The sequence below is a fragment of the Photobacterium rosenbergii genome, assembly GCF_003026455.1.
Classification (GTDB): domain Bacteria; phylum Pseudomonadota; class Gammaproteobacteria; order Enterobacterales; family Vibrionaceae; genus Photobacterium; species Photobacterium rosenbergii.
Genome location: NZ_PYMB01000001.1, coordinates 1,156,262 through 1,182,280 on the forward strand (window position 1 = coordinate 1,156,262; position 26,019 = coordinate 1,182,280).

At 45.5% G+C, this 26,019-nt stretch carries 18 protein-coding genes and 1 pseudogene; 6 read left to right on the top strand and 13 right to left on the bottom strand.

The features are described from left to right. The first annotated feature begins 143 nt into the window (after positions 1–143). The 3 genes from malK to C9J01_RS05515 all read left to right on the top strand — a co-directional run bounded on the left by malK (position 144) and on the right by C9J01_RS05515 (position 2,579). Complete coding sequence (malK, locus tag C9J01_RS05505; protein ID WP_107297077.1) at positions 144–1,253, top strand: maltose/maltodextrin ABC transporter ATP-binding protein MalK; 1,110 nt, start codon at positions 144–146, stop codon at positions 1,251–1,253. Between the two features lie 113 nt (positions 1,254–1,366). Further along, on the top strand, positions 1,367–2,221 hold the full coding sequence (locus tag C9J01_RS05510; RefSeq protein WP_107297078.1) for an alpha/beta hydrolase: 855 nt from the start codon (positions 1,367–1,369) through the stop codon (positions 2,219–2,221). A gap of 175 nt (positions 2,222–2,396) precedes the next feature. Next, on the top strand, positions 2,397–2,579 hold the full coding sequence (locus C9J01_RS05515; protein WP_107297079.1) for a hypothetical protein: 183 nt from the start codon (positions 2,397–2,399) through the stop codon (positions 2,577–2,579). A gap of 96 nt (positions 2,580–2,675) precedes the next feature. On the opposite strand, the gene C9J01_RS05520 is transcribed toward C9J01_RS05515, so the two are convergent. The 7 genes from C9J01_RS05520 to C9J01_RS05550 all read right to left on the bottom strand — a co-directional run bounded on the left by C9J01_RS05520 (position 2,676) and on the right by C9J01_RS05550 (position 13,539). Next, positions 2,676–5,495, bottom strand: a complete 2,820-nt coding sequence (locus tag C9J01_RS05520; protein WP_107297080.1) for an amylo-alpha-1,6-glucosidase — start codon at positions 5,493–5,495, stop codon at positions 2,676–2,678. A gap of 111 nt (positions 5,496–5,606) precedes the next feature. Continuing rightward, positions 5,607–6,788, bottom strand: coding sequence for a maltose/maltodextrin ABC transporter substrate-binding protein MalE (gene malE, locus C9J01_RS05525; protein WP_107297081.1), 1,182 nt, complete (start codon positions 6,786–6,788; stop codon positions 5,607–5,609). Between the two features lie 130 nt (positions 6,789–6,918). Then, positions 6,919–7,584 (bottom strand): class I SAM-dependent methyltransferase, encoded by a 666-nt coding sequence (locus C9J01_RS05530; RefSeq protein ID WP_107297082.1) that lies wholly within the window; start codon positions 7,582–7,584, stop codon positions 6,919–6,921. Between the two features lie 147 nt (positions 7,585–7,731). After that, the gene (locus C9J01_RS05535; RefSeq protein ID WP_107297083.1) at positions 7,732–8,919 is read right to left on the bottom strand and encodes a potassium/proton antiporter; all 1,188 of its coding nucleotides are present in this window, start codon (positions 8,917–8,919) and stop codon (positions 7,732–7,734) included. A 253-nt stretch (positions 8,920–9,172) separates the two neighbouring features. Beyond that, the gene (locus C9J01_RS05540; RefSeq protein ID WP_107297084.1) at positions 9,173–10,987 is read right to left on the bottom strand and encodes an alpha-amylase family protein; all 1,815 of its coding nucleotides are present in this window, start codon (positions 10,985–10,987) and stop codon (positions 9,173–9,175) included. 148 nt (positions 10,988–11,135) lie between these two features. Further along, on the bottom strand, positions 11,136–12,059 hold the full coding sequence (locus tag C9J01_RS05545) for a MalM family protein (protein ID WP_107297085.1): 924 nt from the start codon (positions 12,057–12,059) through the stop codon (positions 11,136–11,138). Between the two features lie 136 nt (positions 12,060–12,195). Beyond that, positions 12,196–13,539, bottom strand: a complete 1,344-nt coding sequence (locus C9J01_RS05550; RefSeq protein ID WP_107297086.1) for a carbohydrate porin — start codon at positions 13,537–13,539, stop codon at positions 12,196–12,198. A gap of 370 nt (positions 13,540–13,909) precedes the next feature. Between C9J01_RS05550 and glgX the strand changes: the two genes are divergently transcribed. Beyond that, on the top strand, positions 13,910–15,859 hold the full coding sequence (gene glgX, locus C9J01_RS05555; RefSeq protein ID WP_107297087.1) for a glycogen debranching protein GlgX: 1,950 nt from the start codon (positions 13,910–13,912) through the stop codon (positions 15,857–15,859). Between the two features lie 80 nt (positions 15,860–15,939). On the opposite strand, the gene C9J01_RS05560 is transcribed toward glgX, so the two are convergent. Beyond that, positions 15,940–17,019 carry a tyrosine-protein phosphatase gene (locus C9J01_RS05560; protein ID WP_107297088.1) on the bottom strand — a complete coding sequence of 360 codons (1,080 nt, stop codon included), beginning with the start codon at positions 17,017–17,019 and terminating at the stop codon, positions 15,940–15,942. 139 nt (positions 17,020–17,158) lie between these two features. Next, the gene (locus tag C9J01_RS05565) at positions 17,159–18,802 is read right to left on the bottom strand and encodes a glycoside hydrolase family 13 protein (RefSeq protein WP_107297435.1); all 1,644 of its coding nucleotides are present in this window, start codon (positions 18,800–18,802) and stop codon (positions 17,159–17,161) included. A gap of 259 nt (positions 18,803–19,061) precedes the next feature. Here C9J01_RS05565 and C9J01_RS05570 point away from each other — a divergent pair, with 259 nt between their 5' ends. Both C9J01_RS05570 and C9J01_RS05575 read left to right on the top strand, forming a co-directional pair. Beyond that, positions 19,062–19,961, top strand: a complete 900-nt coding sequence (locus C9J01_RS05570; protein ID WP_107297089.1) for a LysR family transcriptional regulator — start codon at positions 19,062–19,064, stop codon at positions 19,959–19,961. A 171-nt stretch (positions 19,962–20,132) separates the two neighbouring features. Next, a complete protein-coding gene (locus C9J01_RS05575; protein ID WP_107297090.1) occupies positions 20,133–21,389 on the top strand; it encodes a maltoporin in 1,257 nt (418 codons plus the stop codon). Between the two features lie 149 nt (positions 21,390–21,538). Here C9J01_RS05575 and C9J01_RS05580 read toward each other — a convergent pair whose 3' ends face one another. From C9J01_RS05580 to C9J01_RS05595, 4 genes and pseudogenes are all read right to left on the bottom strand, one after another. Continuing rightward, positions 21,539–22,684: a carbohydrate porin gene (locus C9J01_RS05580; RefSeq protein ID WP_107297091.1), complete on the bottom strand. Its 1,146-nt coding sequence runs from the start codon at positions 22,682–22,684 to the stop codon at positions 21,539–21,541. A 496-nt stretch (positions 22,685–23,180) separates the two neighbouring features. Then, complete coding sequence (locus tag C9J01_RS05585) at positions 23,181–24,197, bottom strand: LacI family DNA-binding transcriptional regulator (protein ID WP_107297092.1); 1,017 nt, start codon at positions 24,195–24,197, stop codon at positions 23,181–23,183. A 106-nt stretch (positions 24,198–24,303) separates the two neighbouring features. Beyond that, a complete protein-coding gene (locus C9J01_RS05590) occupies positions 24,304–24,834 on the bottom strand; it encodes an MltR family transcriptional regulator (protein ID WP_107297093.1) in 531 nt (176 codons plus the stop codon). Between the two features lie 110 nt (positions 24,835–24,944). Then, a pseudogene (locus C9J01_RS05595) lies at positions 24,945–25,991 on the bottom strand (PTS mannitol transporter subunit IICBA); the annotation flags it as partial. Positions 25,992–26,019: the final 28 nt, after the last annotated feature.

Sequence of the window (26,019 nt, forward strand, 5' to 3'; positions counted from 1 at the left end):
TTTGTCAGGGTAGACGTTGATTCCCAGTGAATCGCGCTCTACCCGATTTTTCTTCAATTACACGGAAAAATTCTTTACCTGCAAGGCCTCGCCCGAATAAGATGAGGCCTTGCTGGCAACAACAACTTAGAGGAATAGGCTCGATGGCGAGTGTTACTTTACGAAATGTATGTAAAGCATATGGAGATAACCTGATTTCCAAAAACGTTGATCTCGATATTGCTGAAGGTGAGTTCGTTGTCTTCGTAGGTCCATCAGGCTGTGGTAAGTCAACACTTCTACGTTGTATCGCAGGCCTGGAAGACATTACTTCAGGTGATTTATACATCGGCGAAGAACGTATGAACGACGTGCCACCGTCAGAGCGTGGTGTGGGCATGGTATTCCAGTCATATGCACTTTACCCTCACCTTAATCTGTTCGATAACATGTCATTCGGCATGAAGCTGGCAAAAGCCGACAAGGAAGAAACTAAGCGCCGAGTTGACCACGCAGCGGACATCCTTCAACTAGGCCACCTTCTTGAGCGTAAGCCAAAAGCACTTTCTGGCGGTCAGCGCCAGCGTGTAGCTATCGGTCGTACTTTGGTGTCGCAACCGAAAGTTTTCCTACTGGACGAACCGCTTTCTAACCTTGATGCAGCACTTCGCGTTCAGATGCGTATCCAAATTGCCAAGCTTCACAAGCAACTTGGCTCAACCATGATCTACGTAACCCACGATCAGATCGAAGCGATGACCATGGCACAGAAAATTGTTGTGCTAGACGGTGGTTATGTTTCTCAGGTTGGTAAGCCACTTGAGCTATACCACTACCCGCAAAACCGCTTCGTGGCAGGCTTTATCGGCTCTCCAAAGATGAACTTCATGAGTGTATTCATTGAGCAGGTTGAAGAAGACCGCGTGATGGTTCAAATGGCTAACGGCAAAGCATTCTGGATTCCTGTTGACGGTACAACCGTTACCAAAGGCGACCGTATGTCTCTGGGTGTTCGCCCTGAGCACCTACTGCCAGAAGGTGAAGGTGATGCAACTATCGAAGGTACAGTGCAGGTTGTAGAGAAACTGGGTTATGAAACCCAAGCTTACCTTCGCCTAGAACACATGGATGCTGATTTCATCTACCGTCGTCCAGACACCATTGACGTTGATTCAGGTGATTCATTCAAGGTTGATATCCCAGCGCACCGTTGTCACCTGTTCCACAGCGACGGTAAAGCATGCCGCCGCCTATACAAAGAGCCAGGTGTATAAGGAAACGTGTTTCCCCCTCGTATAACCAAGTGCCTTAAAACCACTTGAATACAAGCAAGCGCTGTTGATTAAAACCAACAGCGCTTTTTTTATGCCTCGCCTATGGAGTACCTATGACTCTTACCCTAGACCCAACGCAGAAAAACTATGATCCCAAACGGATGGTAGTCCACAAGAATATATATATCCCACAATTGGATCGCCAACGTCATGTACGTATATACCTGCCAGTTAATTACGAGAGCAGTACACAGCGTTATCCGGTGATTTACATGCATGATGGCCAGAACGTGTTCGAACCTGAGCTGTGCATTGCTGGTGCTAGTTGGCAAGTTGCAGAACAGCTCGATGCCCTTCAGACCGAGGGGGAGTCAGAAGGTTACATAGTGGTAGCCATCGATTGTAGTCAGGCGCGAGGTCATCTAGGACGTCGTGATGAATACTCACCTTGGCCGTTTGCCCCACCAGCAGCACTGACCAACTGGGAACAGGCTATTGAGCCACAGGGGGGTGAAGGCACGGCCTATTGCGATTTTATCGTCCAAACCCTCAAGCCCTTCGTTGACCAACATTACCGCACCCAACCTGAGCGGGAGTCTACCACCATTGCAGGTAGCTCGATGGGAGGGTTTATCAGCCTCTATGCCGCACTGAAATACCAAGATACCTTTTCCAAGGCTGGCATATTTTCTCCTGCCTTCTGGTTTGCATCAGAGGCGATGAAAACCTACCTTGAGCAAGCCCGCATTAAACACCCCACCAAAATCTATATGGATATCGGTACTAATGAGACCAGTGATCCCTCTATTGAAGCATTCCCGGCGCTGTACCATGATCTTGCGGTTGAGTTTGCAGAGTTGCTAAGTGGCAAATCAGCACAAATTGCTTGCCATTTCAATGTGGATGATGGCGGTATACACAGTGAGAGGGCGTGGGCTCGCCGATTCACCAACCTAATAAAAATTTAAAGCGAAAGTGATCCAAGTCGTCCCAAGTTTAGTTATCAGGTGGAACAGGAGTAAATCCGCTCCTACACTGAAAATGAAACGGCAAGTAGGTTGTACCACTTCATTACTTGGGCAAACACTGAACCGCGCATGTGTTTACCTAAGTGGGTATGGCTTTCGAATGGAGGATCATGACATGAGCAGCCATGATAGGATCGAAGATATCGAACAACGCATCCACCTAGCTTATCAAGAGGGTAACTATCAAGAGGCCAAAGCCCTTGAAGCCAAAGTACAAAAGCTTAGAGGACAGCGGAATCTATATGACGACAACGAGCCCTACTCTTTAGAGGGGCGTACTTACATGGATTATGACTAAGTATCGTGCTGCTCCTTTAGCTGACCAACCGACGACCAATTAAAAAAGCGCTGCCTATCAGCAGCGCTTTTCTTTTTTGCTATAAAAGCTGATTAATTAGTCAGTTGCCAGAGCAAGGTTTGCGTTCTCCACTTGCTGTTGCAACACATGCTGGCCTTGTAATACCGGGAAAACCAAAGCATGGTCCGGTTTAGCAAAAGCGAGTCCACCAACTACTGATGCAAAGCTTGGCTGTACTTGAACAAGATCACGAACCTGATCGTTCACCACAACCTTCACATCAACTGGATCAAACTCGATCACCGCTGGTAGCTCATAAGCTTCCAGCACAAGCTGATATTTTGCCTTGTCTGATGCCATCAATTGAAGCTCAAGCTGCACAGCACTGCTTTCCATATAGGCCAACTGGAAGCGTTGCAAACCTTTCTCAAGGCACTGGTAACCGACAGACAACGCATTTGCTTGCCCAAAACGAAGCTCTGCATCAAATTGCTGCCAGCTCGATGGTAAGCAAGGAGCTAATACGACTTTGCCAGACAACAACTCCGGCTTAAAGCCAACGTAGTCCTGATAGCCATTTCGGGTAAATTCTGACACCGACCAAGCCTGAGCATAAGTACCTGTAGTCGTTAACCCACCCTGCTCATTCAAAAATGCATCCAGGTTTTCACTCATTGCCCCACGATGACCAAGGTACAATATCTGATCAGAAAGGTTCTTAGTCAGCTCATAAGCAAAATCGGCGTAGCCATACTCAATCAAGCTCGAAACCGTGAAACCCGCATTCCAGCCCCAAATGGTGCCATTATGGTAAGCGGCATCTTTGTGGTATTCCTCTCGGTTAGCATGATATGGGTGGAAAATCGGATCATACTGCGACAATGAGGTGATCCCCCACGGGAACAACAACTCACTCACCGCATTCTTAACCACTTTTGCACCAATAGCTTTATCAAGTAGCCCGTTATCGAATGGAACCGTTACCGTCATTAACTGATTAGAGCGTACTTGAAGATCGCGCAGATCATCACTGTGCAAGCGATCAGCTAATTTTTGCTGGTCTTGATCCCAGAATAATTTTTGGAAGCTTTCACTCACCCGATCAGCCATCTGCTGATAATGCTCTTCACTTTGTGCATCATCTGTTAGCTTCGCTAGTTCAACAGCGACCAATAGGCTAGTGTACCAAAGCGCCTGGATATCATTTGCACGAGTACCACGCGCTGACCAAGGCAGTTTACCTTCAAGTTTGGCATCCATCCAGGTATCCGGATCCCGGTGAGTCATCAACCCATGATCATCAAGATAGTGCTTTTCGATACCGGCTATATAAGTCTGCACCACAGGATAGATAGCCTTGGCGTAGTCTTTGTCGCCGCTATAGCGCAAGTAGTCCCACACCTCTCGTACCATCCATGGAGTACCATCTGTGGTGTTGTAGATAATGTTGGTTAAGCTGGTTACCCGGTTAGGAATACGGCCAAAATTCACATTGGTTTCGTCAGCCAACTGCATCGACGCGAAGTTATCGATGATAGTCTTGGCATCCTCAAAGTCGCCATTAACCAAAGTAATACCCGGTACAGCAATAAAGGAATCACGCCCCCAGCAATCTTTGAACCAAGGAAGGCCTGCCCAAATACCCTTGCCGAATTCAGTTGAAACAAACACTTTGCCAGCAGCCTTAGCCCACATCAAAGCACGGTTGTATTCGCGATCCGACGTCCAAAGATAAGAATGGGTCAGCATGTCATAAACCTGCTGCAAATGAACACTTACCCCATCCTGTTCAACCAGTAAGCGACCATGAGCAATCGCTTCAGCTTCCGTCTCTGCGAAAGCCAGATATATCGTCATCTCAGTTTGTAGCTCTGATGAAGTCAGTAAAGGCTTCACATGATGACCACTCAAGTGAACCTTATCTTTGAGTTCCGGTGTATCGACAAAAGTCGTTTCGCTAAACGTGAAAGACTGATTAGCGCAAAGTGCAATAAATGATGGCGTACCCGCTTGGCGTAACTCCTCAGAAAGGGCGTAGACTACGCCACCATCAAAGGCTTTCACCGATGAGCTATCCATTGCAAGATTTAGTTGAGGCGCTATCGACAAAATAGCAGGCTTTGCCGACCTCACTTTAATAGCAGCGCTTCGCTGACGGCTTTCTTGGCCAGAAAACAACATGAAGGTCTCTTCTATGTCATTCCAGGCATTATCGGTGAATTGATGGGTTACACCATAAGGATAAATGCGAGCTTCTTTGGCCGTGGTTTTATCATTGAGCATACCATCAACGAACGAAGCCATTGCACCCAGATACCACCCTTGCTTGTGGCGATACTTACCCGCCGCAACATAACCGTGGGTCACACCATCAAAATAACCGTCGATATTGTCACCGAATACAAATGGCGCGCTCTGTTCAACATTAATGGCAAGCTCTTCAAACAACTGCTCAGGGCTGAGAACCTTGTTACCTTTACCCTTCATTGCCCCTGCCACTGCATCCACAGCGAAATTTGCTTCAAACAATGGTCGGCTCGGCTCGCTATCGAGATTTTCGCCACCAGCCTCTATCACCATTTCGATGCTCTCGTCAGAAGCAAAAACAGAAAGGGTATATAAACCCGTGTCTGGCGCCAAAAAGGTAAGATCATTGCCGATCCCCTTCGCAGGGATCAGTGCCTGCGGCTGCTTCAGATGACAAGCTACCGCTTTGTATTTATCGGCCGCAAAGCTCAGTGACTCAGAACCTTGTTGATCGGATATTTTGAAATTATGAAGATCGGCAGAAAAGCAAACTACAGCTTGGTAACAACCTTCACCAATGTAAGTCATCGGTGTGTCGTCACCCCAGCCATTGAATGTCCCTTTAACGTATAACTGCTCTTTAAAAGGCGCTTGTTCAATTATGCTCACGTGTATTCCTTGGGTCATCGTTAATGACAAAAAAGCGCAGTCTCCTCAAGGAGATCTGCGCATAATATGGATGTCTATTCGTTACCAGACATGTACGTAAATTTGGTTAGATTAACGGATTTGAGAAGCCGCTGTATCCAATGCTTCCTGAACTGTCTGACGGCCTAGTAGGGCATTCTCAATAGCGGCACCTTCAGCGAACCAGTAAGCAGTCATCTCAGGGATGTTCGGCATGATTTCACCGTTTTCAGCGTTGGTCATTGTCGCTGCAATACGGCTGTCTTTAGATAGTTCCTGCTGGAAAGATTTCAACGTCACAGCACCCAGTGGCTTGTCGTCGTTCACTTTCGCTAGACCTTCATCAGTGATCAAGTAGTTCTCTAGGAATTCAACCGCTAGGTCAGTATTCGGGCTAGCAGAGTTGATACCGGCACTCAGTACACCAACAAATGGGTTTGATTTACCACCGTCCAGTGTCGGGAATACTGCAACACCGTAGTTGATCTTAGATTTTTCAAGGTTACCCCAAGACCAAGGACCATTGATGGTCATTGCTACGTTGCCTTTGTTGAATTCAGACTCGGATACTGCGTAATCCATATCCGCAGAGACAACACCTTTCTTAGATAGGTCAACCAGGAAGCTCAAACCAGCAACACCGGCTTCGTTGTTAATACCGATTTGCTTGCCGTCGAAGCCCGTTTCGGTTTTCTTGAATGCGTAGCCGCCGTTGGCAGAAATCATTGGCCATGTGAAGTAAGCATTCTTCACATCCCACATGATGGCTTTCTTGCCCTTGGCTGACATTTGTTTTTCAATCTCGTACAACTCTTCCCAAGTCTTAGGTGGTTCAGGAAGTAGATCTTTGTTGTAGATAAGTGATGGTGACTCAAGTGCAATTGGGTAACCGACCAGTTTGCCGTCGTAAGTCACCGCATCCCAGCTGAAATCAACCAGCTTCTCTTTGAATTCTTGAGACGGTTTGATCTCTGTTAGCAGACCTGATTTTGCATAACCACCAAAACGGTCATGGGCCCAGAAGATAATATCAGGGCCGCCGCCAGTAGGCGCAACCTGTTGGAACTTAGCTTCCAGTGATTCAGGGTACTGGACGTTAACTTTCACGCCCGTGTCTTCTTCAAACTGGCGACCAACTTCAGCCAGACCTTCATAGCCTTTGTCACCGTTGATCCAAATTAGAATTTCACCTTCCTGCATGGCAGAGGCTGCCATCGGAAATGCAAGAGCAGCAGTCAGAGAGCACAGAGCGAACGATTTCATCACACGTTTCATAGTTGTATCCAAAATTATTTTTATTCGACGTGAGCATTTTCCTCCTCCCAATGGCGATGAGCATCCTCCCCTGGCCTACGCCCCCCTATACTTAACTCAACACTGTGAAACTGAACACATTTTGTAGATCTTACGATTCGTCTGCTACCTGTGCCCTGATGATAATAGAACCATTAGGAAAGGTGATATCTCCCAAGCTTCCTTCCCCCTCATCATGGTATGTCACCGAAATATCAGCAAAACCACTTTTCTGTAATCGGTTGCCAATGATTTCTGGGGAACGAATATGATGGCCAAAATCATGGAACTTTAGACTCTCAAGTGTCCGTACTGGCCGTATACCAAAAACGCACCGGCCCATAGGCTTCAACCAAGGACGTATCTGATTAAATAGCCTATCTAAATCATCAATAAAATACAGGACATTAACGGCGATTAAGCCATCTAAACTGGCTTTAGTTAATGACACGCTCCGACAGTCACCAGAATGTATATCTACTCTAGCCGAGGCTACTTCACGTAACGTTTTTCTGGCCGATATCGCCATATCATCGGAGAGCTCTATGCCGAGATACCTCCCTTCAGAACCAATAGCTCTGACAAGATCGATAGATAAAGCTCCGTTGCCCGGACCAAGCTCCGCAATATATTCACCATTTTTTGGGGCTAAAGCCTCGATAGAGCGAGCAGTAATAAAAGCATTGGTTTCATTCATTTTCGCCGCAACATCTAAACCAAAATCCCCATGGGGATAAGCAAGTTGGTTAACGACTTGTCTAAGTTGCTTTTTATCCATTTGAAGGCCCAGTATTTGATAGGTGATTCACTTTTGGCTCTTCAATCATATTAGCAAGTAACACTAAAACGCTGATTTTATGTAATTTTGAGATGACCCAATACAACCACAGGTCCATGGCTGTATTGGGTTGGAGGCGAGAATCTGTTATTTATCGACGAGCCCTAACTTATTGGACAGAGGTTCAATGGCCCAGCCTTGCAGAACAACCGAGATAAGCACAATAAAGAACACCATATGCACCATCTCTTGCGAGCCAGCGACCCCAACTGAAGCAGGAATCAAAGCGAAAACGATGGGCGTTGCTCCTTTAAGACCAATGGCAGAGATAAATACTTTCTTTTTGAATGATACTCTCCTGAATGGAAGGTAGCTCAAAAAGACGGCTAGTGGCCTTGCAATAAAGATAAGTGCAATGGCAGGCAAAATCGCATACAGAACATCCCCGAATAGCTCGTTCGGGAAGAACTGCAAGCCAAGGATAATGAACATCAGTGCCTGAGCCAGCCAAGATAAGCTATTAAAGAAGTGCTTACTCACCTCTCGGCCACGTTTGAGTTCATTACCAATAAACACACCCGCCACATAAGAAGACACCAGAATATTGCCGCCCAGTAAGTCACTGCCGTAGGCCGCAATGAAGAAACAGGCCAAAATGAAAACAGGGATTAAACCGTACTCTTCGAGTTTGATTTTATTGAGCAGCCACACACAACACCACCCAATCAGGTAACCAGCACCTAACCCAACGATGATCTGCTGGACCAGCTCTATGCCAATCGAGAGGCCACTAATTTGCTGGTTAGTATTGACTAACATTTCTGTCAGGATAGCCACCAGCAACAAAGCAACAGGGTCATTGGTGGCTGACTCAAACTCCAATATCGTATCGGTAGACTCTTTGAGTTTGAGTTTCTTAGATTCAAGGATAGAGAAAACGGCTGCGGCATCGGTTGAAGACACTACTGCCGCAAACAAGAAACAGGTCAAGAGGTTGAAATCAGTGATATAGAAAAGCAGGCCACCGAAAATAGCGGTGGTAAACAGCACGCCGATGGTTGAAAGTACCCCACCCTCTTTGTAAGCCACTTTGATACTGGCTTTGGACGTATTCAAACCGCCCACAAAGACAATCACATTCAAGGCCAAGGAGCCGATAAATGAAGTCAACGCCAAGTCGTCATAAACAAAATTAAATTCACCATTACCAAACAGCAGACCAACTCCAATAAAGATCAGTAGTGAAGGTAGACCCAAGGTTTTCGATGGCTGATGAAGCAGGATACCGATGGCAATCAACGCCGCCATCCCTAGCATAATTAATTCTGTACTCAATAGACTTCTCCCAACAATACAGATGAATAACAACTTGGTAACTCAAATTGTACCATGCGACTGATTGCGTGGAGGCTAATGTTTGCTGACAGTATGAATTTATTAGTAAATTTGATGTAACTAAACGTTACCTATTTTTGTGATCTGGTTCTGATTTCGCCATTTCTGACCAACCCGCAGCCAAAACAAAGAAGGTCGCATTTCTGCGACCTTCATTCACGTTATATGATGAGCTCAATTGAGCATTGTTTCATCACAACGAGAGAACGATGCTATCTAGTGCATCAACCTCTAGCGTTATTCGCCCTAGGCCGTTTTCGACAACCAGCATAGCATCAGTACTTCGATAAAGCTGTTCAACCAACTGATACTCACCATCGGCCAATTGCCATTGGTCTATCAAGGTTGCAGGCAGAGAAAGCGTCACCTTTCCTTTCACGCTATCAGCAAAGTTTGCGAGCATAATGAGCTTTTCGCTATCATCGAACCGGCTAAAGGCAAACAGCTGATCATCGTATCCGACACCGTGTTGACGGTTATGGGTATGTAGTTCGAGATATTGCCCCATCAAGGCTGAGCTATTGAGTGAGAAGTTCATCAAACGTTGGTAGAAGTCACGCAGGTTACGCTCTTCTTCTGTCAACTGACCGCCATCAAACTCACCATGGTTCATCCAGCGTTGATGATGAGGTACGCCGAAATAGTCAAAGATGGTTGTACGGGAAGCTAAGCCAAAGCCGGCATCCTCAGCACCGGGCTCTCCTACCTCCTGACCAAAGTAAATCATGGTTGGCGAAGTACTTAGCAGGGCTGAAACCAACATGGCAGGTTTACCTTTATTGGCATCTCCTGCAAATTCCGGACTGGCAACCCGCTGCTCATCATGATTATCCAAGAAGTGAAGCATATGATGCTCAATATCCATCAACTGCGCCTGAACATCGACGATATCATCGGTTGAGCCCTTGCCCTGCATGACCAACTTGAGGGTATCGTACAAGTCGACCTTGTCGTACAAGTAATCCATTTTGCCAAGATGAATGTAATCGCGGTATAAATCCGGCTGGTAAACTTCAGCCATCAAAAAAGCATCCGGGTTGACCTGTTTGATGGCAGAGTTCATATAACTCCAAAACTCTACCGGCACCATTTCAGCCATATCATAACGGAAGCCGTCCACGCCTAGAGCCAGCCAGTACAGGGCGATATCGCGGAACTTCACCCAAGAATCCGGTACTTCCTTATCTTGCCAAAAAACAAAATGGGCTGAGTGATCTTGTGTTTCGAAGCCTGCAGGCAGTTCATCGAAATCTTTGCTGCCATCAGGACGGATACCGTAGTTCACCTTGACGGTTTCATACCAATCATCAAATTCCGGCTTGGCCAAACGTGAACCATTACCTGTCCACTTCGCTGGGTTCTCTTCAAAAGGCGTCTTTAGCGTAGGGTGCTGCTCACCACCCAGCGGCAAGTAGCCATCTTTAGCTTCAGGTACCGAGAATCGCTCTCCGGGGATGTAATAAAAGTTGTTGTCTTTATGGTAAACAACACTGGTGTCATCTGATGCGCCAAAGTCTTCTACACCTTCAGGGTTTGTCAGGCTCTGGTATCGCCTTGCGACATGGTTAGGGACGATATCAATAATCACCTTTAAACCATGCTGATGTGAGCGCTCGATGAGCGCTTTGAACTCTTCAAGGCGATTGGCAGGATCAAGGGCCAAATCAGGGTTCACGTTGTAGTAGTCTTTCACAGCGTAAGGCGAGCCAGCACGGCCTTTAACGACGCTTGGGTGATCATTTTCAATACCATAATCGGTATAGTCACGCACCAAAGCATGGTGAGGAACACCGGTATACCAAATGTGGGTTACCCCAAGTGCCTTAATTTCGCTTAAGGCCTTGTCAGTAAAATCAGCAAACTTGCCAACACCGTTTTCTTCCAATGTCCCCCAAGGCTTATTCGTCGTGTTGGTATTACCAAACAGACGCGTAAACACTTGGTAGACCACTTCTTTATTTTGCTTTGTCGTTCGCTCAACGGCGGATGAATGCATAGAATCTGTCATGAAATTAACTCAGTACAAGCAAATAGAATCGATTTAGATAATAGATAAGAGAACGGGCAGACGACTGTCTGCCCGACATACCCAATGTTCAACAAGGTGAGGATTCGAAGAACACCTTGGCTAGTGGGTATTGTTTAAAACTGCACCCTTACTTTTTAATCAGTTCGAGGAAGGTGGCTTCAGCAGTGCTTGAACCTGCACGCTTGGCTTCCTCCATCAAGGTTAGGGCTTTTTGCATATCATTGCTCTCTACTGCCGCTTTAATCTGGCTGTTATAGAAAGCTTCGCTCTCAGGCAGCATCTTAGCTGATGAAGACGATGCCACACTTGCCGCAGTCGCTGTGGTTATCGCAGCAGGAGCTGCAACAGGTGCCGCCGCTGCTACTGCAGGTTTTGCCTGGGTAACAACTGGAGTCGCAACTGTCGCTTTAGGCGCTTCACTTGCGCGGTAAGAGCGCAGCGCTGTTGGCTTCATGTCTAGTTCAAGCGAGCCGAATTTCTGGTGCTGGATAATAGGATCGGTCACCATTGGGCGTGCCATACCTAACTCTTCAGCGCGAATACGTTCTGGGTGTGGAACCTCAATCTGGCCTTCACGGTATTCAAGCGGTGAATAAACAACCATGTATGGGGTGGTCGCTTGGTTCATATCAAAGCGCTTATGGTAGCTATTGAGCTGGAACATCGATGAAGGCTTAAATTCAAAGTCCGTCAAGTCATAAGACTCTACGATCTGGAATGTTGGGCTAAGTAAAAGCACTTTTGGAGCAAAAACACCCGATGTACGCATCCAGCTCTTTAGGTCAACGCGCATACGTTCAACATTTTCAGTTAGAACGAACCCTGCGAAATAGCTTTTACCTTCAGGGAATTCACCAATTTGTGAGTATTCATCTACTGCAAAGTCAATGCTGTCACCACTCATCGGGATCCACGCAAACTCACTGTAAGAACTACAACAAGCTGGCTGAGTAATAGTGACGTCCTTTACCATTTCTGTTGTTGGGGAAGATGCACAGCCAACAAGCGACGCTGTCAGCAATGCTGCTAATGTTAATTTCATTATTTTCATTTTCTCTCCTACACCCATAATGCCGGTTGGGTATATATCTATTTGCTTTCACTAATCTACTTAAAAAAGCGAATAGGTATAGAGCCAATTGTGACTGAAAAAGGCAGCCCGAGGGCTGCCTTAACAATTTTGTGATTTAGAACCAGATTTCAGTGTGAACACCAACAATTGTTTCGCTATCACCGCTGCGGATACCAACGCGTTCAGCACTTGCACGGTCATCAGCCATGATGTGGCTCACGTAAGGTTTGATCTGTGGGCGACCAAAGTAATCAGCATTTACTGTAAGTGGTGCAGCTAGCTCAAAGTTATAGATTTCACTCTTAACTGCATCACCTTCGCGGCCCCAGTAACCATCTTTACCGTTTTCATAACCGTAAGAAGCAGTCATCTCAAGACGCAGGTTATCATTTACTTTGTAAGAAGGACGAACAGCGATTAGCATACGCTCAAGATCTTCAGCACCCCATAGCTCGTCTAGCGCGCCGATGTAAGTGATTTCAGAGCCCATCTGCCAATTATCAGAGATGTTTAGAACACCGTATGATGTGATGAACAATGATTCTGCGTTGTCATCACCACCAGACCAACTACCGAAGTTCACACCACGGTTTTGTGCAATACCTTTACCGTAGGCAATGGCTGTTTGAGTCCAACCGTCAAGGCCGTAGTAATCGCGGTTATAGGTAATAGATGCACCGATACCGTCATCATCGCTGTTAGCTTGAGACATGAATTTCAGGTCAAAGTCAAAGCTACCGCCAAGCGCCTGCACACCGTAGTAGTACAAGTCGATAGAAGTCAGAGTCTTGCGCTCTACAGGAACTCTCTTACTATCGTCATTGGTAATATTGCCATCACTATCGATAAAGTTGCCATCTTCATCCTTTTGGTACTGGCCAATTGTGCCATCAGCATCAGCTGAAACTACTGCAAAACCTGCTGTATTTCCGCCAAGCTTAGTTTGGATACCTGCACCAACACCTGAAGACTGCTTCCAGAACTCACCAGATAGTAGACCTGCAGAACGGTTTAGGAAACGCTGACCACCCCAAACAGATGTGTCTTCACCTAGGAAAGAAATACCACCAATTTCAACATAGGTTTCTTTAATTTCAAATTGGCCGTCAAAATGATCTTGTTTCTGGCTACCAGGCGATGAATAAGCGAATGTGTTGCCATTACCGTACTCAGAGCGAACAACGAAGTCAGACCATACGCCGTTTCGATGTTCAGTGTGCTTCTTAATAATGAATTCTACTTGGTTTGTACTGTGTCCATGTGTACCAGCAGTCATGTAGTCAGGCTTGCCATACTCATTATCTGTTGTCTCACCTTCTACCAAACGGTAGTTCATAGATGCATAACCATTAACGGTCCAACCATCAGTGACAATATCAGTGGCAGATTCAGCGGCTACATTGTGTGAAGCTAGCGCGGTAAGTAATGCCGCTGCTACAGGTACTAACTTGTGTTTCATAGGAATGTCCCTTCTTATATTTTTATCGTGACTGCTATCTAGCAATCTTTTCGGGACTCATATTCAGCCTTGATACAGTTTTCTACATCCTCCTAAAACAGGGAGGAGGAGGGAGGATGAGAGGGGCGTAGGAAATGGGGTGGAGAGGGGTTCCGTGATAAGCCTCACGAAGGTTAGGCGTAAAACTGAAAGAAAATTACAGATCAAGAGAGAAAAACAAGAAGCCAGTCACTTTTATTTGAATTTAGTGAAATTATTGGTAACTGATTTTTTTTTAATTTTTTAAGAAAAAAAAACTTCCCTTGACTGAAAATATTTTCCCGCTTAAATAGCACTTATAAATGTGTAAATTAGCAAAGAGATGTACAGGATGTTCGCTAAATTAGCTCAGCCATTTCCACTAGGGGCTACATTATGTGATCAGGGTTGTAATTTTTCTATTCATTGCCCAGAAAGCAAAGAGATTCAACTGGTTTTATTTGATAACAACAATAAAAAAACCTTCATTGAATTAGAAAATCAGCACTTAGATATACATTATACCTTCGTTAAAGGTATTAATAAGGGTCAGGTATACGGTTACCAAATAAAAGATAAAAATGAAACCCGCCTGATATTGGACCCTTATGCTCAAGCCTTAAATAAAGTGCCTTATTATAATGAGCCCTTCACTGCCGACAGGAGCTGGCACTTCGCCAAATCCGTTGTGGTTGATCACAGCTTTGACTGGCAAGGTACTACCCTGCCCCAAGTTCCCCTTGAAGAAACCATCATTTTCGAAACCCATGTAAAAGGCTTTACCAAACAGCACCCTGAGATTGAAGATAAGTATCAAGGCACCTACTTAGGCCTATGCCAACCCGCTATGATCGAGTACTTCAAACAGCAAGGTGTCACTAGCCTACAGTTGCTGCCTGTAACCTCATGTATGTCCGAACCGCATTTGCTGAAAATGGACAAGGTTAACTTCTGGGGGTATAACAGCTTGTGCTTTATGGCACCTGAGCCGCGCTATGCGACCGAAGATCCGGTCACCGAAATGAAAACCATGGTCAGGGAGCTACACCGCCATGGCATCGAAGTGATTATGGATATCGTCTTCAACCACACAGCTGAAGGTGGTGAAGGTGGACCTAAGTTCCATTTCAAATGTCTGGATAAGAGATACTACCTGCAAGATACAGATAAGAATTACAAGAACCATACCGGTTGCGGTAACACCTTTGATCTGACCTACCAACCTAGTCTTAATATCGTACTCGATAGCCTGCGCAACTGGGTGACGCAATACAAAATCGACGGCTTCCGTTTCGACTTGGCAGCCACGCTTGGCCGAAATGGCGACCGATTCAATACCCAAAGCGCCTTCTTTAAGGCCATTGCCCAAGATCCTGTCTTGAGACAAGTAAAACTTATCGCAGAACCCTGGGATATTGGCCCTGACGGCTACCAGCTTGGTTATTTCCCTCGCGGCTGGAATGAGTGTAACGACAAGTTCCGTGACACAGTGAAAAGCTACTGGCTATGTCAGGAAAACAATGTCAAAGAGTTCGCCACCCGAATAATGGGCTCCCGTGACTTATTCAGTGCTGGGTGCTGGCCAGATAAGCTGCCTGTCAATTTTGTTTCTTACCACGACGGGTTTACCCTTCAGGATTTAGTCTCCTACAACCACAAACACAACCATGCTAACGGTGAGAACAACCGTGACGGCCATGGCGACAACCGCTCAAACAACCAGGGCGTTGAAGGGGAAACGGACAACTATGCCGTATTGAGCCGCAGGGAGCGCCAGAAGCGCAACCTAATGACTACCCTGCTATTTAGCTTTGGTATTCCTCATATCCTCGCTGTAGATGCCCTATCCCACACCCAAGGGGGTAACAACAACGCGTATTGCCAAGACAACGAAATCAGTTGGGCAGATTGGTCACCATGTAAGGATAAATCTGAATTTAGCCAATGGCTGACAACCATGCTTGAGCGGCGAAAAATGTACATGTCGCCTTTCCTACGCGCTTTCAGTGGCAGAAATCGAGGTCACCATCGAATCCATTGGAATCGTTCAAACGGACAGCCGATGAATGCTGAAGATTGGCAGGGACTCGAAGCTTTTTCTTTGTATCTCGGCTTGTTTGATAATGGTAGAGAGTTATTGTTCTTGATTAACAGTTCGAAGATACCAACACGCTATCGACTACCTGAAGGCAGCAAATGGCAAGTCGTCTGTGATACCTCTGAAGCAGCACTAGGCTCGCGACAAGTGCAGACAACCTATATGCAAGGTGCCCAATCGCTGACGATTTTGTACCGCGACTAGGCCCTGCGTTTATAACCTCAAACTAAACAAAACAGCCCAACAGATTCGAACTGTTGGGCTGTTTTCTTCTATCGTAAGCGTTATGAAAGCTGGGTTTTAGCCTGTTCAATAAGCGATATTGGCAAGCCCAAGCCGAGAAGATATTCTAGTACCTTCTCTTCACTATCGACAAAACAGTCATCACCCACTGTAGATTGCAGCGCCCTTTCCAGTAACCTAATACTGCGGTATTCACCTATACCAAGCTGATTCGTCTTTAGATAGTTGTCTGCGATCTCTTGTCTTGAGGCCCCCATCATCAATTGGAGGAAAGCACAAATCACCCCAGTTCTATCAGAGCCTAGTCGGCAGTGGACTAAATATGGCCCAGAAGCCTTGGCAATTGTCTGAATCAAGCAACGGATACCGTCTTCAAAGCCCAGCTCATCACCATTTAGAGGCTCATTTCTGTCTGACATGAAATAAACTGTCTCGTAGGCGACTGGAATATTATGCACCTGTCCTTGCTGCCAGCAATGCTTGTAATAACTCTCAGGGGCATCAGGCATCAAATAGTTAAGTGCATCTGCGGTGTCCGACAGGTTAATCACGTTGCTGACTTGGTGTTGCTCCATCAGAGCAAGCACTTTAGCCTGCCTGGCCGGTTCAATGTGCTTTAGCTGAGGGTGATTTCCCCTTGAAGCTACCACCGGATGATAACTACGATAAATCCAGTCGGACTTTAATTTCCCGCCTGAGACACAGCGAAAATTGGCTAACTGCGCATCTGAGTTAAATTGACCCATTTGGTTTTTTATACGGAAAGATTGCCGGGAGGCTTCAGAAATCTCTTTTAAACATTCTCGTTTAGGCGATTGTAAAAATAATAGCTGGTTAAAACCGCCATTACACTGGTTATTAAAATAATGCCCTTCCTGCTCTAAATCTATTTCAATAGCTGTTTGAGCATTATCATCCCATATGACATATTCTATAAATCCGGAGTTTCCTATTTTATTAACGTCATCAATATGCTTTATCAAGTGGTAGCCTTCTGCGCTTTTTACAAATCGAAAACCTTCGTCAACCATCCAGTTTGTAAATGTTCCCTTTAAATATAAACTTTCACTCTGGCAGGAAACAGTGAATACAACCTGATTATCCTCGACCTTGTAATGCATAATTTTGCATCCATATTAATATTGCCCCTCAACTTTTGTAAGCGTAGCCAGAGGCTATAAATAAAAAAGGCTCTACTTCAAACAAGAAATAGAGCCAAACCTAACAACAATAAAGACAATTAATTGCAGTTAACGGATATTAATGATTCTCTGGCAGCAGCACAGCAAATGACTCATACGGCTTCAGTGTCATCGTCGCTGGCAGAGTTTGATGATGCTCGTAGTTCGCAATCACACACTCAACCTGCTGAGCTTGTAAATGAGTCGGTAGTTCGATAGTGATCTCTTCGGCTGTGAAGTTGTTTAGCACAAACAAACGCTGGTTTGCATCGGAACGGACATAGCCAAAGACCTTGTCATGCTCTTCAAACACAGGCTCAAACTCACCGTAAACGATAACCGGCAGCGACTTGCGAAGCTCAATCAACTTCTGGTAGTGATAGAATACGGAGTTTTGGTCATCCAATGCTGCACTAACATTCACTTCCGGGTAGTTCGGGTTAGCCTTAATCCAAGGTTCAACCAACGAGAAACCACCGTTAGCACTGTCATTCCACTGCATAGGAGTACGGCCGTTATCACGGCTATTCTCATGCACCGCTGCCAACATAGTCTCTGGTGGCACCCCGTTTTCTGTGCGCTCTTTATAGAAGTTCAGCGTCTCGATATCACGGTATTCATCAATACTGTCAAAGGCCACATTGGTCATGCCAATCTCTTCACCTTGGTAGATATAAGGTGTGCCTTTCATCATATGCATTGTTGTTGCCAGCATTTTGGCTGATTCTACTCGGTACTGCCCTTCACAGCCGTATTTCGATACCACGCGCGGTAAATCATGATTGTTCCAGAACAAAGAGTTCCAGCCTTCGTCAGCAAGCTCTACTTGCCACTTGGTCAATACCTTCTTGAACGTTGGAAGATCCAATGGAATTGGTTGCCACTTATCACCATGCTTCCACGTCAAGCTAATGTGCTCGAACTGGAACACCATGGAGAACTCTTCACGGGCAGGATCGCTGTATAGCTTGGCAATCTCAGGTGTCGCATCCCAGGTTTCACCCACAGTCAAAAGATCCTTATCTCCGAAAGTGGCACGGTTCATTTGCTGAATAAGCGGGTGTAGGCGTGGGCCGTTACCGGTGATTTTCTTGTCAATTTCCTTACCAATAAGATCGATAACATCCAAACGGAAACCACCGATACCCTTATCGATCCACCAGTTCATCATCTTATGAACTTCTTCTTGAACCTTAGGGTTTTCCCAGTTCAAGTCCGGCTGGCGTTTGGAGAAGATATGTAGGAAGTACTCACCGGTTTGCTCGTCATATTCCCAGCCGCTCCCCCCAAATACTGAGCCCATCTCATCTGGTACACCGCCGTCTTCGGCAGGCTGGCGCCAGACGTAGTAATCACGGTAAGGGTTGTCTTTCGACTTACGCGCTTCAACAAACCAAGGGTGTTCATCAGAGGTATGGTTCACCACTAGATCCATGATAATGCGAATGTCACGTTGCTTAGCTTCCGCCAACAACTGATCCATATCTTCCATGGTGCCAAATTCTGGTGCGATATCCTGATAATCAGAAATATCATAACCATTGTCGTCCATTGGTGATTTATACACCGGCGACAACCAAAGGACATTCACGCCCAAGGTTTTCAGGTAATCCAGTTTGCTTATAATACCTTGCAAATCACCCATACCATCGTTGTTGCTATCGCAAAAACTGCGCGGGTAGATCTGGTATACGACGGCATCGTGCCACCATTTAGGCTTCATGTTCATGGCAAAACCTCAAAAAATGCCCTCTAGGAGCTCAGTTGTCATCTAGGTTGATTTCTGAGGAGAAATCGAAATTTCCAATATCTTATGACGTCGCTCTCATTATGAAAAATACATCCCCATCGCTATGGTATAGCTTTTTTCTATATCACAAAGAAAATTGACGACAGAGATCACAAGTTCAATTCCTTTTTCTTTGTGATGGATTTCAAAAAATGTGAGACTGCTTGCAAAGAAATTTTCACTGGTTTTATCAATGGAAAAGCATTACCGCCAATTTCTCGCGATAGCTGAGTTAGGCAATATCAGCTCGGCGGCACAGCAACTAAACCTTAGCCAGCCAACACTGACCAACAATATGAAAAAGCTGGAAAGTAACCTGGGCGTTTCTCTATTCACTCGCCGCTCCAAAGGTGTTGAACTCACTGAGTACGGCAAGCTTTTTCAAGAGCAAATCCAAGACCTGAGCCGACGCCATGATGCCATGCTGGACAAGCTCGCTGACCTAAAAGCGCGTAAAACAGAAAAAATAAAAATGGGTACCGGTGATGCATGGTGGGAGGTCTTCGTTAAAGATGCACTGAACGCTTATTGTCGCCAGCACCCGGGTATTTCAATACAACTTGAGTTTGGCAATCACCTTAAGCTAATGGACATGCTGATCCATGGCCATATTGACCTATTTATCGGGCACGAAATTCAAGGTCTTTCACGCCGCTGCAATGTATTATTCACACCGATACTGCAAGATCATGAAGCACAATTTGTCCATTGCTCGCATCCTCTGCTAATTGGCAGTGATATCGAAAAAGACTATGACATTTATCCTTTACTCCAAGTCACCCCTGATCAGGACAATTATCAACACCTAATTGAAAACCCACAGCCCAAACAGCAAGAAAAAGAAAGAAAAAAACTGGGAGAAAGAATCAGTTACGAAATAAACTCACTCAGTGCCAGTATAGATTTTCTTGTTAGCTCCAAAGCCATCATGCCCTATACCAAAAGTATGGCTGACTACTTTGCCCAATTCGACATCATCCCCTTACCGGATACCCATACCCCACAAACGGGCATTGTTGGCATTTATCACCTGAATGAATCACTTGCAAACCATATTACTGATATTAAAGAGATTTTGGTAGATTTCGCCTAATTCCCCCCTCCTCACTGTTATCAGGAGAGTGTGAACCGACTCACGCCATGGGAACATTCCCATTTACGTAATCGCACTTCCCTGCCATCATCTGCCACCAACAAATGGGAACATTCCCACAAAATAATTTCAATATTTAATACCAATACATTTCCATTAAAGGGATTAAAAATGATGAAAATGAACCTTACCGCTCTGGCTGTTTCTGCCACCCTACTCACTCCAGTAGTTTTTGCTGATGACAGCTTTGTCTTCCACGGTTACGCTCGCTCAGGTATCGGTATCAGTGGCGACAATGGCCAGAATGTTGAATTCAACAAACAACAACTGGGCCGTTTGGGCAACGAAGCTGATACCTTTGCAGAGTTTGGTCTCGGCAAAGAAATCTATAACCAAGATGGTGCCCGTTTTTACTTTGACTCTATGCTGGCAGTGGGCAGTGACGGCTCTAACATTTTTGAGTCACTCAAAGATGACGAAGAAAACGGCTTCATTGATTTCCGCCAGTTGAATGTGCAAGCAACAGGCATTTTAAAATTTGCTCCCGAGGCGACACTGTGGGCTGGTAAACGTTACTACCAACGTCACGATGTTCATATTACCGATTTTTACTACTGGAATACTTCGGGTGCCGGTGCCGGTATCGAAAACCTCAACCTGGGCGATGGCCGCTTTTCATTTGCCGTGATCCGCAACGACGATAATGATATTACCGATACAGGTAACCGAGGTGAGGGGCTTAATGTCAACGTTATCGACATGCGTTATGCCGGTATTGATCTGTGGAACAATGCGGACTTGGAGCTAGGCATTAACTACGCAATCACTAACCCTTCGGAAGATGCCCCGCAAGAAGCGAAAGACAGTAAAGACGGTGTGATGGCAACAGCTCAGATCACTCAAAACCTAGACAGTGGCTTTAATAAAACTGTCCTTCAATACGCCACCGAAGGTTACGCCACCGAACTTGCTACATTCGGTGCGGGTACGACCTACCATGCCAATACCAAAAGTGGTGGGAGTGCATATCGTTTGATCAACTGGGGTGTGGTCAATCTGACCAAAAACATTGAACTTGGCCACCAACTGCTATGGTCTGCAACTATTGATGATATTGAAGCCAATCAAAATGACGACCTGACATACTTTTCTGCCGTGGTACGCCCCGTCTATAGCTGGGATAAACACCACAAAACCATTTTTGAAGCAGGTTACTTCAACAACCAAGATACCAGTGGAAAAGACCTTTCTGGTCAGAAAATCACTATTGCCCAGGCATGGAATGCCGGTGAAGATTTCTTTGCCCGTCCGGAAATTCGTCTCTACGGTACCTACTTCTCAAACATTGACAGTATCGACGATAACAATGTTGTGTCGACAGTAGACTCTGAGTTTAACGTCGGGGTTCAGTTCGAAGCTTGGTGGTAAAGCAGCGAAATGGGATTGAGCGGTAATACTCAGCTCAATAAAAGACGGGAAGTGAAATTCACTTCCCGTTAAAAAGTGGCAACAGTATTTGCTGTTGCCAAAAAGGACTGAAAAGAACAAAAGATAACAGTATTTAAGAGACGTTTAGCTTAGAAGAAGTACTTGAAGCGTACGCGAGCACCTTTGTCGTCAAGTTCGCTGAACATTGCACCATCGTTCAAACGCGTACCTTCTTCATTCAAGCTAGTGTGGAAAGCACCTAGGTAAATTGAGAAGTCTTCCACGTCCAGCACGTTGGCAAACTCATAAGATGCGTAGAACGTATCAATCTTCACTTTACCGTCGTAGAAATCAGATTTTGCATCGAAGTCATTCACACCGTAGACATAGCCAATACCGAAGCCTTTCCACAATACGTTCAGACCAACAGAGGTATCTTTTTCGTTTAGCGCATCCATGTAAGCAACGTTTGCATTCACAGATAAGTCATTCATTGTGTAGTTTGCGGTAATACCGTAACCAATACGGTCACTTACATCATTACCTTCGGTATCAATCACAGCATCCTTAACAAGGTTTGCTTCAATCGCACCGGCAATGCGGAAGTCACCCATCTGATAAGCAACAACCGGGCGCAAAACGATCGCATCTTTATTCGATGAAACTTCACGGCCATGGTAAGTCACTTTCTCATCAGACGTATTTGTACCGAATAGGTCGGCACGCTCACCAATCACACTTGCCAATTCAACATAAAGGTTGTCGAAGCTTTGGCTGTACATTAGTTGGCCTGCTGATGTTGCACGACCACGCGCTTCTTTCATCTGGTAAACATAACCTGCACCGTCTCGGTATAGGTCATTGGCAGTATCGCCAGAGTATTCTAGGAATGTATCCTGACCAACTGGGAACATATCGTAGGCTTCAAAACGACCCATACGTAGATCCCAACCACCTTGCTCACCGAACGAGAAGTAAGCATCATCAAGATTTACTTCGCCGTTTGAGTCCATCAAAGGCTGCGCTTTAATTGCAAGGTAGTGACCACTTTCAGTCTTGCGCTCCCCCGCAAATTCAACAAGTACACGGCCTGTTTGGTTGTAGTTTGAATCTTTGCCGCGGTTTAGCTGATCTGCCTTATCGTTATCTTGGTAGTTAAAATCAAACTCAACATCACCACCGATAGAAAAGTTTCCTTGCTCGTTATCTACGATGCTGATCCCTGCTGTTGCGGTGAAAGAAGTTGCAACTGCTAAAGCAGCTAGGGACAGTTTGAATAGACCACTGCGTTTCATAAAAGATACTCCGGATAATTGTTATATATGCTAATCATTGTGTTCGCTGCGATTATTGCTAAACTGATTTAGCAGATCGAGAAAAACTTGCTAAAACCGTTTAGCTTTGTGATCACTAAAACAATTTAGTGCTTTTTTGTGATCAGGCTATATGTCGATAAACACACATAGATATGCCAAATGCTCTGTAGTGAGCAATGGATTCAGTTAGCGAAGGTATATTCTGCAGTGTGGTAGGAGCAATTTGGTTTACTGGATTTAGCACGCATTCGTTAATCGTCAGTTCGTATAGACGATAATGCTGTGACTAATTTCAAATTATTTGTAGTAATTTGGTATGGCTAATAAGTTTATCGTTTTACCAAACACTCTTATTTTAAATCCCTTTTAAAACAAGAACTTAATTTCATTGTCGATAAATCAGTGTTGATAGCAAAAAAAAGCCCCTACTAACTTTGTCATTAACAGGGGCTAGAATCTCATCAAGAAAAAGTAATTATTCGCTTCGCCAACGAATAGCGGCATCCAATGCAAAAGCGGTCGGTGTGACATTTTGACTGGACATCAATAGCTGGATGAGCTGGAAGCTTCGTTTGGCTAACTCTTCACTGTTTTGCGCGATCGAGTCGATATTCAAAGGGAGGCAATCAAGAAGATCGTGATTATCGAAAGTGACCAAGCGCATCTCTTTGTTCAGCAGAGCGTTTAATAAATTGTGTTCATTCAAGTATCGCAGTACCCCTTCAAGTAAGGTATACGATGCAGTGAAAAGCGCTTTTGGCAACCGGCCTAGCTCTTTATGGAGTTGCTCCATCAACATATAACCAGACTCGGTTTGGTAATCACGGTGCCGAATCCAGGCATCGTCTAGCTCCAGCCCTGCCCTGCTCAGTCCCAACTTGAATCCGGCCAAGCGGTGACGGCTTGGGGATAGCTCCAGTTGACCACCGAAGTAATAAAACTCATCGACCGACTCCGCTGTTTTGCTAATTAATTCAGCGGTTACTTTTGCAGCATCGGTAATTACCATTGGCAGTGTGGATTGTCCGATATGGCGGTCTAGTTGCAGCACCGGGATCTGCTTGGTTAATGCCTGGTAATTGTCATCATCGGTTTGGCTTGAAGCAATGATTAGACCATCGACCTGTCGCTTGACCAGCCCTTCTACAGCCTGCCGTTCAATGTCTGGATTATCTTCTGAGCAAGCGATAAAAAGCTGCAACCCAGCCTCACGGCATAAACGCTCCAGTTCGCGGGAAATAGAGGCAAAACCAAAGTTGGTGAGATCTGGGATCACCAAGCCAATGGCATCTGAACGCTTGGCTTGTAGTGACTTGGCATGAACATTCGGCGAGTAGTTTTGCTCTTTTGCTACTGCGAGAACCCGCTCACGCGTTTCATCCTTGATCCGAAAAGTCGATGCCCTTCCATTTAGCACCATACTTGCGGTTGTTTTGGAAACCCCTGCCAATTTGGCAATGTCGGCTATCGTTATACGTTTTCTTTTTTCCACAACTAACCCGTTTTAGCTACATCTTGCCTCTCATTATGTGTAGAGTGCGTAAAAATGAAAAGCAAAACAGGCTAAAAGTTAGGGTTAGGGTCAGGAAAACGAAGATTTAGAATGGACTGTCTTTGTCGAGTTCGGCACAAATACCTGATACAGCCAATGCCATTGCTGATTTGATCACTTGTTCTTGGCGGGCTAGTTGCATCTGATAAAACGTGATATCTGTATCATCATCTGGTGGTGCGACATCAAGTAAAACGACACCCATAGTTTGTACCATATGTAGCTGTTTAACTGGGTCGAGAATAGCTGGCTCAGTAAAGCTATATTCCTTACCTTCTTTATTCAAAAAGTCACGCAGCTTAATAATCGCTTCAATATCGTGGTACACATTGTCTTCAACCACGCCCAAACCAAACAATAACTTGAGGCGCACAGAAAGCTCCCCTAACGGGCCTGACTGGCTTAACAAGGGTTCGACAACAGACTTCACGGCAAAGTCATCTTTGCGGAAGATCCGCTGGATCAGATTTTCAACCGCTTCATCAAACACCTCAACCGAGGTAATGAAAAAACCTCGTACCGTCGGGGCATCATTGAGCCGCTCTAAAATGTCAGATTCTTGGTCACTATGTGCCATAAATTATGTATCTCTGTAACAAAAGGATAGCACTTAGCCTCCTTAACCTGTTGTTATAAAAGTGATTGTATCATCACAGCCGGCATTATTTCACTTTATGATGCCGTACCTGCCGCTTTTTCGCACTTCTCGTCCGCATTCGGTTCGGTTTTAAGCAAAATACCCGCAACAGCAAAGGACACTAGGGTTGCTGATACAATAGACAATACGACACCAAGCAGTGATGCCTTCGGGGTCAACAGTAAAATCGCAAAAATTGAGCCCGGTGAAGCTGGCGATACCATCCCAGCATCAAAGAAAGACAGGACAAACACGCCCGCCATGCCTCCAGCAATGGCCGCAAGGATCAACCTTGGCTTCATCAATATATACGGGAAGTAAATCTCATGGATCCCGCCAAAGAAATGAATAACCGTGGCACCGCCTGCGGTTTGCTTCGCCATCCCCTGACCAAACACCATATAAGCCAGTAAAATACCAAGTCCAGGGCCAGGGTTTGCCTCTATCAGAAAGAAGATAGAATCTCCGGCTTCTCGCACTTGCTGTACTCCCAGCGGCGAGAAAATACCATGATTGACGGCATTGTTTAAAAACAATACTTTGGCAGGTTCAACGAATATCGAGGTCAGAGGCAATAAGCCAATATCTATCATGGCATTCACCCCTGTTGCCAAGGCAACAGCAATGATTTTGACAGCAGGGCCAATCATAAAGAAGGCTATAATGGCGCATACCATTCCGATAATGCCGGATGAGAAATTGTTCACCAGCATCTCGAAGCCACTTTTGACCTTACCCTCAACCGCCTGATCGAACTTCTTAATGATCCAACCGCCCATTGGCCCGAGGATCATTGCCCCCATAAACATTGGGATATCGGTGCCAACAATCGCGCCCATAGTGGTAACAGCACCGACGACTGCACCTCGCTCTCCACCAATGAGCTTACCGCCTGAATAGCCTATAAGCAGGGGCAATAAGTAGATAATCATTGGCTCGACAAGTTGGGCTATGGCCTCGTTGGGCCACCAACCGGTCGGAATAAATAAAGCGGTTAAAAAGCCCCAAGCGATAAATGCACCAATATTGGGTAAAACCATATTGGTAAGAAAACGACCGAAGCTGTGTATTTTTATTTTTGTTGTTGGTGAAAGCATAAATCATCCCATCATTTTTCTTTCTTTA